A 17,594-nucleotide genomic window follows, 5' to 3' on the forward strand; every position below is an offset into this window, starting at 1 on the left:
GCTGCTTCCGTGCTCTCAATCCAGGGGCGCGTGCCGGCGCCCCTCTTCCTCGTCGACCCGCGGGGTTTCGCGGCGCACGACCCAGAGGAGCATCGCGGGCAGCGCCGGCAGCGATAGAATCGCGGCGGCGATCAGACCGCCGATGACCACCGTGGCCAGGGGGCGCTGCACCTCGGCGCCGGGACCGGTTGCGATCGCCATGGGCACGAAGCCGATGGCGGCCACCAGTGCCGTGCTGGCGATGGGGCGCAGGGACATCATGGCCGCGTTTTTGACGCGTTCCTCGGGCGGTAGCTCGTTCGATTGCGCGAGCAAGTTGGTGGTCATGACCACGCCCGTCATGACGGACACACCCGAGAGTGCGATGAAGCCGACGCCCGCAGGAATGCTGAACGGAAGCCCTCGCCCCACCAGCGAAATCGCACCGCCCGCGATGGCGAACGGCAGATTGAGCACGGTGACGAGCATGTACTTCACCGACTTGAAGGCCATCACCAGCATCAAGGCAATGACGCCGAGTGCCACCGGGACCAGAAGCGACAGCCGCGTCTTGGCGCGGTTGAAGTTCTGGAACTGGCCGCCCCAGGTCAGCTCGATGCCCTGCGGGATCTTCAGCTGGTCCACCTTGGCCTGCGCCTCGTTCACGAACCCGACGAGGTCGCGCCCGCGGATGTTGGCCTCCACGACCAGACGGCGCTTCATCTGCTCGCGGCTGATCTGCACGACCGTCGATTCTTGCTCGATGTCCGCCACCAGCGACATCGGAACCAGCGAACCGCGCTCGGTGTAAACCGGAAGGCGCGCCAGATCGTACTCGTTTTGAATGTTGTTGCCGCCGATGCGCAGGTTCAAATCGAACACGCGCTCACCCTCGCGCACCTCCGCGATGTTCTCGCCGGCGCGGGTCATGGTCACCGCATCGAGCACCGAGCGCGGTGGCACACCGAGGCGTGCCGCGCGATCGCGCGCGAGCTTGACCTTGATCGACGGCAGACCCGTGGGGATCTCCATCTTCACGTCGGCCGCGCCCGGGACCTGCGAAATGGTGCGGCGAACTTGGTCCGCCGTCTTGCGCATTTCCTCCAGATCGTAGCCGAAGATCTTGATGGCCAAGTCGCTCTTCACGCCGGCGATCAAATCGTTGACGCGCATGTCGATGGGCATGCTGAACGCGTGGATCGTGGCGGGGACGTGTGCGTTCAGCCGCTTGGACATCTCTTCGACGAGGTCCTCGGGCTTCACGCCATGGCGCCATTCCTTCTGCGGCTTGAGAATGACGAAGAGGTCACTCGACTCGGGGCCGGCCGGATCGACGGCTCCCTCGGGACGCCCGATGCGGTTGACGATGGTCTTCACCTCGGGAATGTCCTTCAGACTGCGCTCGGTTTCCGCGCCCAAGTCGATCGCCTGCGTGAGCGAAACGCTGGGTGGCCGGCGTGCGTCGATGGCGAACGAGCCCTCGAAGATCTTCGGCAAGAACTCCGCGCCCAAGGTGCTGCCGAAGCCCAGCATGACGATGCCCACCGCGAAGGCGGCACCGGTGGTGATGAGCGGCCGATGCACCGCGAATTCCACCGCGGGTGCGTAGACCTTGGACAGCTTGCGCGCGAGCCACGGCTCCGAGGGCTCCGGTACGCTGCGGAACAGCGCCGGGGCGATGGCCGGGACGATGACCAACGCGTAGAAGAGCGCGCCCAAGAGCATGAACACCAGCGAGTAAACGACGGGGCGGAACATCTTGCCCTCGACGTCCTCCAAGGTGACCAGCGGGAGGAACACCAAGGTCACGATGATGACGCTGAAGATCACGGGCCGCGCGACCTCCTGCATCGAGTGGATCATCGCGTGCCGCCGTCGCAATCGGTCCTCGGGCGAGCCGAGGTGGGTCATCACGTGCTCGACCACGACGACGGCGCCTTCGACGACGATGCCGAAGTCGACCGCGCCGAGCGACATGACGTTGCCGCCCAGCCCCATCGCCGTGAGGCCGATGAAGGCCATCAGCATGGCGAAGGGAATGGCGCCGGCCACGAGCAAGCCCGCGCGGATGCTGCCCAGGGTGAGCAGCAAGCAGACCACGACGAGCGTGGCGCCCTCCGCGAGGTTCGACATGACCGTCTTGAGCACGCGGTCGATGAACTCCGCGCGATCGTAGTACGGGTCGATGTAGACGCCCTTGGGCAACCGCGGTTTGATCTCCTCCAGCGCTTCTTTCACGCGCTGAACGACCTCGCGGCTGTTTTCGCCTTTGAGCATCCACACGCTGGCGCCGACCACCTCGCCGCGACCGTCGCGGGTCATCGCGCCCTGCCGCAGGGCCGGGCCCGTGTCGACGTTGCCGACCATGCCCACGCGGATGGGCACGTTGTGCTCGTCGGAGCGGATGACGCTGCTCGCGATGTCCTCGAGGCCGCGGAAGCGTGCATCACCGCGCAAAACGATCTGCTCGCCCGCGTGCTCGATGTAACCGCCGCCCGCGAGGGCGTTGTCGCGTTCGAGCGCGCGGCGCACGTCCTCGATGGAGACGTTCTGCGCGGCCAAGCGCGCGGGATCGAGGGTGACCTGGTACTGCTTCACCGAGCCGCCGAAGCCGACCACGTCGATGACGCCGCGAACCTGGCGCAGCCGCGGAGCGATCTGCCACTCCACGATGGTGCGCAGCTCCTCTTCGGCGCGCGCGTCTTCGTGCTCCGTGCGGAGCTCGAACATGTAGATTTCACCGAGACCGGTGGCAATCGGCCCCAGTTCGGGGCGGCCTATGTCCTCTGGGATGACCGCTCGGATCGAACTGAGTCGCTCGTTGACCAAGGCGCGCGCGAAATACACGTCCACATCGTCGCGAAAGACCAAGGTCAGAATGCTGATGCCGAGCTTCGTGATGCTGCGCATCTCCTTGAGGCCCGGCACACCCGCCATGGTGCGCTCGAGGGGCTGCGTGATCTGGAGCTCCACCTCGGTGGCCGACAGCGCGGGGACGCGCGTCACGACCTGCACCTGGATGTTCGTCACATCGGGGACGGCGTCGATCGGCATATGTGTGAAGGCGACACCGCCCGACACGATTCCGATCACGGTGATGAGGCCGACGACCAAAGGATTGGCCGCCGCCCAAGCGATGAGGGCTTTCATTGCTTCGATGCCTCGCCGCGGAGCAGAAACGCCCCATCGACGGCGACGCGCTCTCCCGAATTGACCCCCTCGAGGATTTCCACCAAATCGACCGTGCGCCGGCCGACCTTGACGGGGCGAATCTCGAACGTGCCCGGCTCGCGCTCGACGAAGACGACGTCCTCTTCACCGAGCGGCTGCACCGCGCCGCCTGCGATCATCATATGCCCCGCCGCGTCGGCGGGGATCTGAATCTGCGCGCGCAAAAAGAGTCCCGGCTTGAGTTGCCCATCGGGATTGGGCACCGAAACGCGCGCGCGCACGGAGCGGGTTGCACCGCCGACCTGCGGATCGAGCAGGGTGATCTTGCCTTTGAAGACCTGTCCCGGGTGCGCGTCGATGGACAGCTCGACCTCGGCGCCGATCTTCAGATACGACACGTCGGATTCGTGCACGTCGAGCGTCGCCCAAAGCTCGCGCAGATCGGCCACGACGAAGGCCTTGTCGGCAGGCTGGATGAACGCGCCGAGGTTGACCTTTCGGGCCACCACCACGCCATCGATGGGTGAGGTCAAGGACAGCGTTCCTGCGCCGGCCACCACGTTCTCGTTCTGCGGCACGCCGACGCGAAGGGCGCGCAGTCGCGCCTCCGCCGCGGCCAGGTTGGCCTGCGCTTGATCGGCCTCGCTGCGCGCAACCTCCGCCTCGCGGGCGGTGGTCAATTGCCGCTGCAGAAGCTCGGCCTCGCGTTGCCGGTTCTTCGCCGCCGCCGTGGCGTTGGCTTGCGCCGAGAGAAACTCGGCCTGGGCCGATGCGATGGAGGGAATCACCACCGTGCCGAGCACTTTGCCCTTCTTCACGGCGTCGCCCGCGCGCACGTTGACCGTGGCGACGCGGCCTTCGAGCGGCACGCCGATTTCGGCGTAGTGATCGAAGTTGTAGTCCAGCGTACCGGGCACACGCAGCGTGCGGCTCGGTGCATTCGCGCCGAGCGCCTCCACGCGCACGCCGAGCCGCTTGAGCGACTCGATCTCCAACTTTACCGTGCGCGGTCCCTGGGGGGTGGTCGCGGCGGTGGTTTGCGTCTTCTCACTGGCCGCGGATTTGCCGCAGCCCGCAGCGCCGACGACCAAGCCAGCCGCGCAGGTCACGCTCGCAAAAAGTACGGTCCATTTGTTTCTGGATCTCATGGCAAATCCCCCATGAGCGCGACCATGTCGCCGTACGTGTGCCAAGCGGTGGAGAGAAAATCAAGCCGGCGCCCTTGGGCGGCGGCAAGGTCACGACGGGCAATGAAGGTACGCACGAGCTCGACCTTTCCAGCTAAAAATGCCGCCTGCGTGGCGTCCACGACGCGCTGCGCAGCGGGAATACCAACTTTATCGAGCGCTTCGATTCCGGAGCGCACTTTGGTGTAGGCCTCGAAAGCGTGGTCCGCCTCGATGCCGAGGGCTCGTTGCGTCGCCTCACGAACGCCTTCCGTTCGTCCCTGCTCCGCATAAGCCCGAGCGATTTCGCCTTGATTGCGCCGCGTGATGGGGAAGGTCCACCCGAGACCTCCTCCGTAGCGCACCTCACCGGTGTCGCCCCGGCCGCCTGAAAGAATGACGGAGATGGGCGGGTTTTTCTCGGCCTCCGCGCGTTCGCGTTGCGCCTGCCAGTATTGCGACTCCTTGCTCAAGCTGCGCAGGAGCGGCGATACGTTGAGGACGCGTCCGACGAACACGTCGGCCGTGTTCACGTGCAGCTCGGGCACCTCGGGGGCCGCCGTGGCCGGCGGATCGTCGAGGTGACCCATGCCCATCAGCAGCTCGAGCTCCTGACGCGCGCGCAGGAGCAAGATGCTCGCTTCCGCGCTCAGTTGCGTCCATCGAGCAAGCTCGGCATCGGCCAGGCTGCGATCGACCAGATTGACGTCGCCCGCGGCGAGCCGCGCAGCAAAGTATTGCGCTTCGGCCTGCGCCTCGCGCTCACCGCGTTCGGCGAGCACTTGGCGTGCGCGGGCCACCAGCGCATCGCCATACGCCGCGATGGCCGCACCCGCGACCCGAGCGCGAACCTCCTCGCGGTTCATCGAGCGCCAATCGACGAAGGTCTCCGCCTCGCGGATTCGCTTGCCGCGTTGACCGGCGACCTCGATGGGAAGCTGCAGCTGCCCGAGCACCTGCGCGTCGCGGGTCACGTCTCGTCCATGATCGAGAATGACTTGAAGCGACGGGTTGCCGAGCGACGACACGCGCGCACCGGTGATGCTCGACCTGGCTACGCCTACGTTTCCTTGTGCTTCCGTGACGGCGAGCGCGCGTTCGCGGGCGCGCCGATACACTTCGGCAAGGGGAGGCCAGGCGGCACTGGCTTTCTTTTCCATCAACGCGACGAGCGCAATGGACACCGCAGGTACGAGCAACATCGCGGCGACAGCGCGAATGAAGGCACACGAAGAACGAGACACCACGAACCTCCAGCACGGGGGGTTGAGTTCCAAAGCTCCGGGATTGAGACACGCGGTAGCGGGCGCTTTTTGCGCACGCTACCCGCTCATCGCGGAACTTTGTCGTGCAACCCGATGAAGGGCTGGGAAATTCGGACCAGAGGTTCGAGCGGCCTCAGGTGCCCCGTGTTCGACGGATCCAGCACGACGGTCGGATGGGGCGCGAGTCCGAGACCCGCATGAAACACGTCCGGCCCATCGCTTTCCATGCCACCGGCCACGTCGAGCAGCGCGGAATCCGAGAGCTCTTCATCCTCGGCCGGTGGCTGCGTCACCGACACGGCGGTTCCTTGAACCGTCGGCACGAACAGCACGCCCTTCGCCACGGCCGCACGCGGAAATACGACCCACACCATCGAGATGAGGGTGAAAACCAGCATGGCAAACCACAGCGCAGACTGCTTCATTATCCTTACAGGCCCGTAACCTTTGCGGTCCGGTGCCGCTTCTGTCAAGCACGCTCGGAGATCCCGCGCTCGCGCGGGGCGACTTTTCCACGAGTTGCCAGCGCGGCCGTTTACTTATCCTCGGGTTAGCGCGCCGGCACGGGCCGCTTGAGCAAACGCGACGAAATGTGCTCGCCCAAGGCCTCGGCCATGAGCTTCTCCACGAAGAGGGCAACCTTTTCGCGTTCGGCGTCCTCGCTGAAGAGGAAGCGGATGCCCATGCCGGACGGTTGCTCGTCCGTTGCACGGTCGTCACTCACCGTCCACATGACCTCTCCCTTCAGGCGGAGTTGCCCTTCGCGGGAGGGGAACGAAAGGACGAAAACGAACTTCGTCCCCACGTCGAGCGGCTTGGTCGTGCGGATGAACGTGCCGCCTTTGGAAATGTTCTTGGTGTAGTCGGCAAAGAAGGTATTGAGCCGCTTGTAGTCTACACGCAACGTGATCGTGGAGCGCTCCGCGGCACGCTTCTCCAGGGAGAAGGCCAACTCGGTGGAAAGGTCATCCACGCCATCTTCGCCTGCGGAGGCCGATCGCCCGTTAAGGACTGGCCCCGGCGGATTGCTTTCCATGCGAAGGTAAAGATATCACAATAAATCGATGCTTCGTCTTCCTAGTGCAGCCAAGTTGACGGACTTGAAGGAACGCCTGGTCGACGTCCCCGGGCGCGTGCGGGTCATGGCCAAAGTGGCCAATCAGACGGGCCTGATGTGGCAATTTCACGTGCCAGGCGCGCGTGCACTCATGGAAGTGCTCACGCGAAGGTCGCAAAATCCGTCGCAGATGTACCAAGTCCACGCCGCCAATACGCCGAACAAGGTGGCCTTGCGCTGGCGCGACGAGGCCCTGACGTTTGCGGAGCTGGAAGATCGCATCGCGCGGGTGGCGGCGGGATTTTCGTCCCGCGGGCTTTCGAGGGGATCCAGTCTCATCGTCATGATGAAGAACCGGCCGGAGTTCGTGGTGACGCAGAACGCGGCCACCCGGGTCGGTGCGGCCGCCGTGAGCGTATCCTGGCGCTCCACGGCCGCGGAGCTGGCCTATTTGGCCATGCATTCCGGCGCCAAATTCATCGTTTTCAATCCCGAGCTCTGGCCGGTGGTGGAGGAGGCGAGCCGCTCTCTTCCCCATTTGAAACGGTCTCAATTCGTGGTCGTCGGCGCCGGCCCCGGCGAGGTGCCCAAGGGCGTCACCTCGTACGAAGATCTATTCGATGAAACGCCGTTGGAAAATTATGCTCCGGCCAATGGTGCGGCGGATGATGCCGAGGCCGCGGTGGTCATCTACACGTCGGGAACGACGGGCAAACCCAAAGGGGCGGTGCGCAAGTTCCCGAAGGACGCCTTTCCGGCCGCCCTTCGCTTCATCGCGCAGACGCCCATGCGGGCCGACGACGTGCACCTCGTGGCGTGTCCGCTCTACCACTCGACGGCGCTTGCGTTCCTCCTTCTGAGCCAGATCCTCGGGGCCACCGCGGTGCTCATGGACGAGTTCAAGCCCGAGTTTTTCCTGAGGGATGTGGAGCGCTGGGGCGTGACCACCACCGCGGTGGTGCCGACGATGCTGCACCGCGTCCTCTCCCTGGAGCCCGAGCTGCTCGCGCGTTACCGCACGCGCTCGCTGCGCGCCATCATCTGCGGCGGCGCGCCGCTTCCGGGCCCGCTCGGTCTTCGCGTGATGGATCATTTCGGTGACATTCTCTTCAACTTTTACGGGGCCACCGAAACCGGCCTGGTGACCTTGGCGAATCCGCAGGATCTGCGGGCTGCGCCCGGCACCATCGGACAGCCCATCCCCGGCAACGACATTCGGCTGCTCGACGACGCCGGGGTCGAGGTTGCACGTGGGGAAGTGGGGGAGCTTTACGTCAAGAACAAGCTGCTCGTGGCCGGCTACCACAAAGACGACGACGCCACGGCCGCGAGCTTGCGCGACGGCTTCTTCAGCGTGGGCGATCTTGCGCGAAAAGACCGCGACGGCCGCTATTTCATCGAAGGGCGCAAGCGCGACATGATCATTTCCGGCGGCGTGAACATTTACCCGGCCGAGGTGGAATCCGCGCTGGAGGCACACCCCGATGTCGCCGAGGTGGCGGTCGTCGGGGTCGAAGATGCCGAGTGGGGCGAGAGGGTGCGTGCATTCGTCGTGGCCAGGCCCGGCAGCCAGCTCGATGACGCGTACTTGAAAACGTGGACGCGCGAGCGCCTCGCAGGGCCCAAAGTTCCGCGCGATTTCGTGTTTCTCGACGCGCTTCCGCGCAACGCCACCGGCAAGGTGATGAAGCGCGACCTCCGCGTTTGGCGCGCGTAACGTCAAAACAGGGTAAGCTCGTACCTGCCGTATGCAGGTGGGCGCCGTTCTAGGTGACAAGTACCAACTCCTGGCCACCATCGGCCGAGGAGGGATGGGCGAGGTGTTCCACGCGCTGCACATTGCCTCGGGCACGAACGTCGCCATCAAGGTGGTGAGCCGCGCCATGATCGGCGATTTGCTCATGGCCCGCCTGGAGCGCGAGGCGGCGGCGGTTGCACGGATCCGCAGCGACTACATCCCGCAGCTGCTCGACGTGGACGGCACCGAAGAGGGCGAGCTTTTCCTGGTGATGGAGCTGCTTCACGGCGAATCGCTGTCGGAGCGCATGAAGCGCGCGGGCGGGCCGCTCCCCTGGGACGAAGTGCACGCGATGGGCGACAACGTGCTGCGCGCGCTCATCGACGCGCACGCGGCGGGGGTCGTGCATCGCGATTTGAAGCCGGGAAATATTTTCATCGAGTATGCAAACGACGGTACCCAGCATGCCAAGGTGCTCGACTTCGGCGTCTGCAAGCTGGATCTCCAGGACGCGGAAAAGCTGACGGTAACCGGCGAGTCCGTGGGGACCATCGCGTACATGGCCCCGGAGCAGATTCGCGGCGCCTCCCGCGTCGACGAGCGCGCCGATCTGTATTCCTTTGGCATGGTCATTTTCGAGGCGCTCTCGGGCCGCATCGCCTACGACGCCGCGGGTCAAATGGCCATTTTGGCGAGCAAGCTGGAACGCCCCGCGCGCAGCCTGAAAACGGTGACGCAGGTGGCCATTCCGTTGGAGCTCGATGCGCTCATCGCGCGGTGCCTCGCGCGCAAGCCCGCGGATCGCTTCGGCAATGCCGTGGAGCTTTTGCATGCGTGGCATGCCATGGGCCCTCCATTGCAGCCGCCGGCGTCGTTGCCTTCGGTGTCCGTAGGCTCCACGGGCTCGCTGGCCTTGCCCACGGCGAGCAGCATCGAGCCGCATGCCGTGCCGCCCAAGGGCTCACGTTCGGCGTTGGTCATCGCGATTGGCACGGTGCTTTTGGGCACGGCGGCCGTGGCTGCGGTGGTGACCCGGCACGCGCGCGCCAATGCGGCGGCCGAGGGCCTCGCGGTGCCGTCGGCGGCGGTGGTGGAGGCCCCGGTGGAAGAAGCCGTGGATGCGGCGGCGGTCGTCGAGCCTTCGGCGCCGCAGGAGAAGGCCGAGGAGGCGGAGACCGCGCCCGCGGGCGAGCCTGCGAAGGCACGCTGGAAAGCTCCGGTGGGGACGAAACGAAAAGCGGCGCCTGCGGGCTCTTCCCCTAGCTGGATCGAAAGGCCCAAATACTGACCCCGTGATGCGAGTCCTTTGGCCGCTCGTTCTGATTCTCGCGAACCTGTTCGTCGCCGGCGCGGCCCCCGCAGCACCGCGCGCGCCACAGGCTCGGGAGGACCAGGCGGCGCGGGAGCGCTCGCGGGCGGCGTTTCGTCGCGGCGTGGCTGCGGCCAAAGCGGGAAACTACGCCGCGGCGCGCGATGCTTTCGAGGAGGCCTACCGGCTCTTTTCGCACCCGAGCATCCTGCTCAATTTGGGATTGGCGCGGGCCAAGACGGGCGAGTACGTCGAGGCGGAGCAGAATCTCTTGTCGTTTCTCGTCGACGACGGCGGTGCGGCGCCGGAGGAACAGAAGAGCGCGCGCGCAGCGCTCTCGGAGGTGCGGTTGCACCTGGGGACGTTGCGCATCCAGGTGGCACCGGATGGTGCGCGGGCGACGCTCGATAAAAAGCCGCTGCCCCTCGTCCCGGGCGGCGTCTCCGAGGTGCGGGTCGTCGCGGGTGAGCACGCACTGCATGCGGAGGCCGATGGCTACGAGCCATTCGACGAGACGATTCGCGTGTCGCCAGGGAAGAACACGCCGAAAAGCGTGACCCTCGACGCGCGCGTCACGGACGACGGGGGCGCGAAGCCCGAGGTTGCAAAAGCCGAGCGCTCCAACATGAAGAGCACGGAGACGCCCGCGTTGGCGCCGGCGCCGGCCGACTCGGGATCGTCCAACGTGCGCGCGATGGGGTGGGGTCTCGTGGCCGGGGGCGTGGCCGTTGCCGGCTTCGGGACCTACGCTGGCCTGCGTGCCCTGTCGCTGGCGAACGAATACGAGCGCACGGGGGCGAGCGACACCAAATCGACCGGCGTCACGTTTCGCACCCTGGCGGATGTATCCTTTCTGGTGGGTTTTGCGACCGCAGGCATCGGCGTTTACTTGCTTCTCAGCGCTCCTGCGTCCAAAGGAGAAGGTGGCGCGGTGAAGAGCGCGCACTTGGCCGTCTCGCCGGGCCATGCGGCCATCGTTGGATCCTTTTAGAATGACGGAACCTGCTCGCACCACAGTGGCGCCTTCAGGACCGACCCCGGACCGTACGGGGCCGGCGCCCAGGGCGAGCCTTTCCCTGCAGCCACCGAGCGCGCTGCGCAAGCGCGCCGACCATGTCAACGAGAAGTCCGGCCGCACCGGCCGCTCGCGGCGTCGCTATTTCGCCGAGCAGCGCCTGAAACTCGCCGGGCGCTTGCTCCCAACCGCCGCGGCCATCGGCGCGCTGACCGGCATCCTCACGGTGCTCGATCTGTACTTGGGCGATCCACCGGCCATGGCCACCATCGCCGGCGCCGCGGTGGCCATCTTCGTGGGCCTCTGCACCTTGGTGGTGCCGCGCATGGTCCATCGCAGGGTGGAAGCACTGTTGGGGGTCGCCATCGCCGTTTCCTGCGTGACCATGCTCGGCTGGGGCCTCATCGCCCGCGCCACCGGCGGCCCGGAGAGCCACTACGTCATGATCATCGCGCTGGCCGGCTTTGCCATGGCGGCCACCGTGCCGCTGCCGCCGGGCATCGCCCTGATCAATGCGTGCGCGTCGTACGCGGGCCTTTGGGTCGCCGGGGAGCCGCCGCTCTATGCGCACGTCACGCTCTTCATGAGCGGCGTCGCCGGCGTCGTGTTGGCGCAGTCGCGCCATCGCGTCAGCATTGCGACCTTTCGCCGCATCGAGCGCCTCAGCGCGGCGGTCTCGCGCATGCGGCGCGTGCAAGAGCAGCTCGTGGTCGTCGAGAAGCTGGAAGCCCTTCGCGTGCTCGTCGGCGGCATGGCGCACGAATTGAACAATGCGCTGGCCGTCAGCGTGGCCTCGAACCAGCAAGCCGCCAAAATGCTTTCCGCGCCGGTCGAGCCTTCGTTGTCGGCCATTCAAAAAAGCGACGGAGGGCTCAAACGCATTCGCCGCACCGTCGATCGCCTGCGCCGTTTTGCCATGGCCGCCGAGGGCATCCTCGAGCCGGCCGACGTCGGCGCCATGCTCGACTTCGCGCTGGAAAGCGCCATCGGGCGCGCCCGCTCGGGCGTCATCGTGATGCGCAACTACGATCCGACGGTGGGCGCCATCGAGTGCCACGTCGCGGCCTTGGCCGAGGCCCTCTTCCAGATCGCACGCAACGCCGTGGAGGCCATGCCGGGCGGCGGAACCATCCACGCCAGCGTGCGCAACGAAGGCGATCGCGTGGTGCTCTCGGTGAGCGACGAAGGGCACGGCATCCCCGAGGGCGAGCTCGCGCGCGTCTTCGATCCGTTCTACTCCCGCGGCCCGCGGCAAACGTCGAAGAGCGGCTTGGGGCTGAGCGCGGTCTATGGCCTGGTGAGCGCCTTGGGCGGCAAGGTGGAAATCCGGAGCGAGGTTGGCAAGGGCACCGAAGTGGCCCTCGTCATGCCGCGCCGGAAGAAGTCGTAGCGCGCACCAATAGGTGTAGATCGCATAGATTCACGCCGGAGGGGCCGGTGAGGATGGCGCTGCCCGTGCCTGCGTGAAGAGCGGCCGTGTCGAAGCGGGCGATGTGGTCGGCGTGCCGCGAAGTGCCCACGGCGGCGGCCCACGCCGCGTCCACCACCGCGCCGGCCGCGCTGCTCGTGCCGTCGGCGCCGTCGGAAGCGCCCGCGAGAAAGGCCACATCGCGCGGAAGGCGAGGGGCGACGACGGCGGCAAGGTGGCCCGAGCGCCCGCCGCGACCCGACGAGGCAGGATCGACTTCGAGCGATGGCTCCGCCACGCGCACCACGGCCTGCCCCGGCGCAAGCGACCGCGCGAGCCGCGCATATTCGTCCGCGAGCACCGAGACCGAGGCCATCGACGGCGGGAGCACCCTGGCCGACCATCCCGCGCGCTCGAGGGCACGGGCTCCGCGCTCCGCCAGCAGCTCCGGCTCGAGGACGATGAAGTGCCGCTCGCGCGCGGCCGCTTCGTCCGATGGTGCGAGTGAGGCAACCAGCTCCAACGATGCGAACTGCGGCGCGTACCGTTGCAGCACGGCGCGCGCATCGTCGACGCTGGTGGGATCCGGCGCAGTCGGGCCGGAGCCGATGTCGTGCGCCTTTCCCCCGATGACATCGCTCGCGAGCAGCGCGACGACGGGACCGCGGGCTGCGCGCGTCAGGCCCCCGCCCTTCAAGCGCGAAAGATGCCTCCGCACCGTATTGAACTCGACGATGGAGGCCCCCGCACGAAGCAGCGCGTGCGTGACCTCGAGCTTCGTCGCGAAGCCGATGCCCGGCGGCGGCGCGCAGGCCAGGGCCGACGCTCCGCCGGAGATCAGCACGAGCAGCAGGTCCTCCGGCGTCGTGCTCTCGGCCAAACGCAGAACGCGTGCTCCGGCCTCCACGCTGCGCGCATCGGGAAGCGGGTGCGAGGCGCGAAGGAGCTCCAGCTGTGGACCTTCGGGCAAGGACGACGGGGTCCCCTCCGGGCAAACGACGATGGCGCGTTCGATGTTCCACGGCGAGGCGAGGGCGCCCGCCATCATCGCGGGCGCCGCCTTCCCGATGGCCACGGCGAACACGCGTTTCGGCGGCGGATCGGGCAGCCGGGCGATGCCCTCGCGCACCGCGGCCTCGAAATCGAGTGAGCGCAGTACCTCGCGAAATGCCTGGACGAGCAGCTCCTTCATCGCTCGGGCCTCCGATCCTGCATGTCCACGACGTGGGCACCGAAGATGGCGTGCCACGCCAAGGTGACCGTGAAATACGCGGCGCGATCGGAGGGCCCGCGCAGTGGCGCACCCCCGAGCGCGTCATCGCTCCAGCGTACACCGCCATGGAGACCGATCCATGGCCCGTTCGCCTGCGCCAAAATCGGAAGCTCGAGCCCCAGCCCCGCTTGAAGCCCGCGCCGCGAGCCGAACGTGTCCCCCACCGGGTGCGCAAAGAACGCGCCCAGCTCGAGGCCGAACGAGTCGATTGCCAGATCCAGCCGCGGTGAATCGAGCTCGCGTCCTTGCAGCCATCGCGCAATGAACAGGGGCCGCAGTTCCACGCCGGTGGCCAGCACCCGCCGCGGCTCTGCGGCGCCGCCGAAGCCCTCCTCGTAGGTCGCGAACATCCCGATCGTGTCCAAGTAGCGGAGCCGGACATCCACCGCTCCACGCGGCGCGCGCGGACCGAAGGTGGCGCCAAGCCCGAACACGAAGGACAGATCCCCCTCGATGCGACCGTACGACGTATCCTCCCCGCGAAAGCCCGCTCGCTCCGCGCGCGCAGGTGTCGCGAGACAGAGAAAGGCCAGCACGCTGGCCGAGGCAAATGTCGATTTCATCCTGCAATTGCGCGCGTGATGTCCTCACGCAGCTCCGGGGCGAAGATGAGACGCACGCGCGAAAGCACCTGGCCCGCCAGTCGCGCCAGCAAGAAGGACACGTCGCTGAGATGCCGCGGCGGACCTTTGGCGAACACCACCAAGAGCGGATCGGGCTCGCCCCCGAACGGCGTATTCGTCGCCACGTCGAGCCCCACGTAACCATCGGGATCCAGCCCGCGTGCCTCGGCAATGGCCCGCGCTTCCGCGTAGGCTTGCTCACGCCCCGAGAGGCTCGCCTGCTCGCCGAACAATTCCAATGTCTTGAACAGCTGCCGGCTGCGAACGCGCCGCGACAGATCGGCCAGCACCGGATCCTTGGCGCCCTCCCACGCGTGCATCGCCACCGTGAGCACCGCATCGTCGAGCTCCAGGTAGTCGCCCAGCGCGATGTTCTCGCCATGCGCCGCGTGCTCGATCGCGCGCGGCGTGAGCGGCAGGCGATCGCCATCCATGATGCGCGACGAGGCGCGCGCCAGCACCGCGCGGATCATCCACTCCGCCGAGCGCGTCGCCTTGTGCAGGTAGACCTGTTGGAACATGAAGAGGCGCGCCAGCAAAAACGCCTCGATGGCCGGCAGCCCTTTCGCGCCGTCGATGGCCAGCGCCGGCGCCGTGTTTTCCTTCGCGGGCGCAAACCGCAAGCTGCGAAGAAGCCAGTCGAGATCGTAGACGCCGTAACGCACGCCCGTCGCATGCGCATCGCGAAGCAGGTAATCGCATCGATCGACGTCGAACGTACCGCTCACCGCCTTGGCCAGATAGGGCAGGGGATGCTCGCCGCGCACGAGTGCGGCCACCCGCTCGGGCATCGCCGGGTCGAGAGAGGCGAGGCACTGGTGCACGCCCGTTCCCGGATCGAGCACCACGCGCTCCGTCCACACCTCGTGGTGCGGCGTGCCCGGCACCGCGTCCTCGAACAGATGCGACAGCGGCCCGTGCCCCACGTCATGAAGAAACGCGGCGGCCAGCGCATCGCGCGCGCGGTCCGTCGTCACCTGCTGCCAAAACGGTATCTCTTCCTGGATGGCCCGCAGGCGCGCCAAGAGGAGCTTCATCACGTGCGCCGCGCCCACGGCGTGTGCAAAACGCGTGTGCTCCGCACCGGGGAAAGCCAAGGACGTCACCCCGAGTTGACGCACTCGCCGCAGCCGCTGAACCTCGGGCGTGTCCATCAAAAGCTCGACGACGCGCTCCTCGTCGGTTTCGAACGACACCAGACCGTGAACCGGATCGCGCAAGATCATGGAGTTTTATGGGTGGTTGAATGTAATCCGAGTAATGAAGTGTGGCCCTGTGTGCCAATTCTCCAGCTCATGCTAGTCTTTCGAATTCACTTTCGGGTTACCATCTGGTTTTAGCTGTATACCCGCGCAAATTGCGCGAGCTCCCTCCGATATCCTAGCCCCGCCGTTTTCGTTTGACGCCCTCTCCGAACCAATCCCCCCCGCCTGTTTCACCCAAGCCGACGCATCGGCTCGTGGAGATCCTACGCGCTTTTCCCGCGGCGGAGCTCGAGTCGCTGATTGCGAGGCTCAACATTCGCATCGATCCGGCCAAACGGCTCGATGTTCCTTCGCAGGTCGCGCGCGCGCTCGTTTCGCAGCCCGATCTCCGCGATCCAAGCCGACTGCCCAATGCGTGCGTCGAGCTTCTGCATCGCGTGGCGGAGGCACGAGGATCGCTCGTGGTGCCGACGGTGCCGCCGGCGCTCGAACCTCTCAGCGCCCGTGGGCTGATGTTCGCGCGCGCCGCGCTCGGGCATGCGTTGTCGTCGGAGAAGCGACCCGCCGTGGAGCTCATCTTGCCTCCTGCGTACCTCGTGCAATTGCGCACGTGGGAGGGGGAAGATCCGCACGGTCTGCGCGCGCTGCTCGCACAAGCCTCGCCCGAGACCGCGAGCGCCGTCGCAAGCCACTACCTCGGGCGCCCCGCCACACAGCCGTTCGCGCTTTCGCTCGAGCAGGCGTGGGAAGCGCTGACGGATCAGAACCGGCTCGAGCACGAGATCGAGCGGCTCGCCCCCACCGAGCGGCGTTTGCTCGACGGCGTCGATCGCGAGGGCGGTGAAGTCTCCACCGAGGAGCTGCTCGAGCTCGAGCGCGAGCCCCTTCGTCTGCGCAGCGCATCGGGCCCCACGCCCTCGCGTCGCGGCGTCGGTGTGTCGCTCGAACGTCGCGGCTTCCTCATCCCGGTTTATCCGAACCGCCACATCATCCCCACCGAGGTGGCCGCCATCGTCGGTGCGACCCGCCTCGCCGAGCGCGCGCAGCGCCGCGAGCAGGTGAAGTCGTTCGTCGTCTCGGGCGATCACGCTCCTCGGCGCGCGCGCTTTGCGGCCGATCCGTCGGTGCTGGCCATTGCGCTCGCCATCGTCGCCCGCGAGGGCGGGAACGAAGTGCGCGCGGGCATCGGCACGCCCAAGTCGCTCGTGCAGAGGCTGGCCACGCGCTTCGGGCGTGACCTCACGCAGGTGGGCCTGCTCGTCACGCTCTCGCGCGCCGCGGGCCTTTGGGACAACTCCGCGATGAGCGCGTCGGCCCCTCCCGGCTCGTTCACCTTGGGTGAGCTCACGCCCGCGCTCTTCCGCACCTGGCGGCGCGGCGGTGCGTGGGACGAAGCACGGCCCGAGCCGGAGCTCTTTCGCATCTCCACCGAGTCGCGCGACCCGAGCCCTGTCGGCGTCTTGCGCGAGATGGTGCTCGACGCGGTGGCCGAGCTGGCCGAGGGCGGCTGGGTGCCGTGGTCCTCGCTCGCGGGCTACCTCAAGAGCGACGACCGCATCCCGGGCATCACGCGCCTCTTGCGCCGTTGGGCCGAGCGCGTCGGCGTCGAGGCCGTCGATCCGATGGACGTCGCCGCGCGCATCGTGCACGAGAGCCTTCCGGCGCTGGGTGTGCTCGACCTGGGCGAGGAAGACTCCTACAGCGAGGGCGCGTCCGCGGATGATCGCTACGCGTCGGTCACGTTGCGGCTCACGCCGCGCGGTCGTTCGCTGCTTTTCGAGCGGCCGATGTCCACGGAGATCACGCCCTCGCAGTTCCAAGAGGGCAACGTGCTGCGCGTCGGCGTGCACGCCCGCATCTGCAACATCATGCAGATTGCACCCTTCGTCGAGGTGGGCCGCGCCACCGAGACCATCGATCTCATCGTCGCGCCGCAGACGCTGTCACGGGCCCTCTCGGCCGGCTTCGACCCCGAGTCGCTCCGCCAGCGTCTCGAAGCGCTCGCTCCCCTGCCGGACACGCTCTCGCGCACGCTGGCGCAGGCCAGCGTGGTCGTGGGACGGGGCAGCTTCGTCGCCGCCGGAGGCTTCCTCTGGGTCGACGATGCCAACGTGCGGGAGATGCTCCGAACCCGCCGCGCGACGACCGAGCTGTTCGTCGACCCGTCGCCGCCCGGCGGGCTCATCGTGCAGCCTGGTGTGGATCCCGAACGGCTCTCACGCCGCGCCCGCACCATTGGCGTGGAAATCATCTCCGAGGGCCAAGTCGTCCGCGCCCGCGCCGTTGCATCGAGCCGCCCGCTTTCCTCGCGCGGCTCGCCATCGACGCGATAATTCGGTCTCATTTGCGGTTGGCTTGCATGGGAGTGGACGTCGTGACGTCCAA

At 67.1% G+C, this 17,594-nt stretch carries 13 protein-coding genes; 5 read left to right on the forward strand and 8 right to left on the reverse strand.

All coding sequences use genetic code 11. From position 1 onward, the window contains the following. Positions 1 to 15: 15 nt before the first annotated feature. The 5 genes from LZC95_09730 to LZC95_09750 all read right to left on the reverse strand — a co-directional run bounded on the left by LZC95_09730 (position 16) and on the right by LZC95_09750 (position 6,554). On the reverse strand, positions 16 to 3,129 hold the full coding sequence (locus LZC95_09730) for a CusA/CzcA family heavy metal efflux RND transporter (GenBank protein WXA97114.1): 3,114 nt from the start codon (positions 3,127 to 3,129) through the stop codon (positions 16 to 18). Then, positions 3,126 to 4,298: an efflux RND transporter periplasmic adaptor subunit gene (locus tag LZC95_09735; protein ID WXA97115.1), complete on the reverse strand. Its 1,173-nt coding sequence runs from the start codon at positions 4,296 to 4,298 to the stop codon at positions 3,126 to 3,128. The genes LZC95_09730 and LZC95_09735 overlap by 4 nt, the downstream gene beginning before the upstream one ends. Further along, on the reverse strand, positions 4,295 to 5,560 hold the full coding sequence (locus LZC95_09740) for a TolC family protein (GenBank protein WXA97116.1): 1,266 nt from the start codon (positions 5,558 to 5,560) through the stop codon (positions 4,295 to 4,297). The genes LZC95_09735 and LZC95_09740 overlap by 4 nt, the downstream gene beginning before the upstream one ends. Before the next feature lie 86 nt (positions 5,561 to 5,646). After that, positions 5,647 to 5,979: a hypothetical protein gene (locus LZC95_09745; GenBank protein WXA97117.1), complete on the reverse strand. Its 333-nt coding sequence runs from the start codon at positions 5,977 to 5,979 to the stop codon at positions 5,647 to 5,649. Positions 5,980 to 6,131: 152 nt separating this feature from the next. Next, a complete protein-coding gene (locus LZC95_09750) occupies positions 6,132 to 6,554 on the reverse strand; it encodes a TIGR02266 family protein (protein ID WXA97118.1) in 423 nt (140 codons plus the stop codon). A 91-nt stretch (positions 6,555 to 6,645) separates the two neighbouring features. Here LZC95_09750 and LZC95_09755 point away from each other — a divergent pair, with 91 nt between their 5' ends. From LZC95_09755 to LZC95_09770, 4 genes are read left to right on the forward strand one after another with little or no spacing between them, the layout of a single operon-like run. Then, the gene (locus LZC95_09755) at positions 6,646 to 8,355 is read left to right on the forward strand and encodes an AMP-binding protein (protein ID WXA97119.1); all 1,710 of its coding nucleotides are present in this window, start codon (positions 6,646 to 6,648) and stop codon (positions 8,353 to 8,355) included. 31 nt (positions 8,356 to 8,386) lie between these two features. Beyond that, positions 8,387 to 9,664, forward strand: coding sequence for a protein kinase (locus tag LZC95_09760; protein WXA97120.1), 1,278 nt, complete (start codon positions 8,387 to 8,389; stop codon positions 9,662 to 9,664). 7 nt (positions 9,665 to 9,671) lie between these two features. After that, positions 9,672 to 10,676: a PEGA domain-containing protein gene (locus tag LZC95_09765; protein ID WXB00315.1), complete on the forward strand. Its 1,005-nt coding sequence runs from the start codon at positions 9,672 to 9,674 to the stop codon at positions 10,674 to 10,676. 1 nt (position 10,677) lies between these two features. Beyond that, a complete protein-coding gene (locus LZC95_09770; GenBank protein ID WXA97121.1) occupies positions 10,678 to 12,090 on the forward strand; it encodes a HAMP domain-containing histidine kinase in 1,413 nt (470 codons plus the stop codon). On the opposite strand, the gene LZC95_09775 is transcribed toward LZC95_09770, so the two are convergent. Genes LZC95_09775 through LZC95_09785 form a run of 3 tightly spaced genes read right to left on the reverse strand, consistent with a single transcriptional unit; the run spans position 12,065 to position 15,230 of the window. Beyond that, complete coding sequence (locus LZC95_09775) at positions 12,065 to 13,300, reverse strand: glycerate kinase (GenBank protein WXA97122.1); 1,236 nt, start codon at positions 13,298 to 13,300, stop codon at positions 12,065 to 12,067. The two genes, LZC95_09770 and LZC95_09775, sit on opposite strands and share 26 nt — an antisense overlap. Next, complete coding sequence (locus tag LZC95_09780; protein WXA97123.1) at positions 13,297 to 13,944, reverse strand: hypothetical protein; 648 nt, start codon at positions 13,942 to 13,944, stop codon at positions 13,297 to 13,299. Before LZC95_09780 ends, LZC95_09775 begins: the two co-directional genes overlap by 4 nt. Next, entirely contained in the window at positions 13,941 to 15,230 is a 1,290-nt protein-coding gene (locus LZC95_09785) for an HD domain-containing protein (GenBank protein ID WXA97124.1), read from the reverse strand. The genes LZC95_09780 and LZC95_09785 overlap by 4 nt, the downstream gene beginning before the upstream one ends. Positions 15,231 to 15,463: 233 nt before the next feature. Between LZC95_09785 and LZC95_09790 the strand changes: the two genes are divergently transcribed. Beyond that, positions 15,464 to 17,542, forward strand: coding sequence for a hypothetical protein (locus tag LZC95_09790; GenBank protein ID WXA97125.1), 2,079 nt, complete (start codon positions 15,464 to 15,466; stop codon positions 17,540 to 17,542). Positions 17,543 to 17,594 lie beyond the last annotated feature (52 nt).

The organism is Sorangiineae bacterium MSr12523 (assembly GCA_037157775.1).
Taxonomy (GTDB): Bacteria; Myxococcota_A; Polyangia; order Polyangiales; family Polyangiaceae; genus Pendulispora; species Pendulispora brunnea.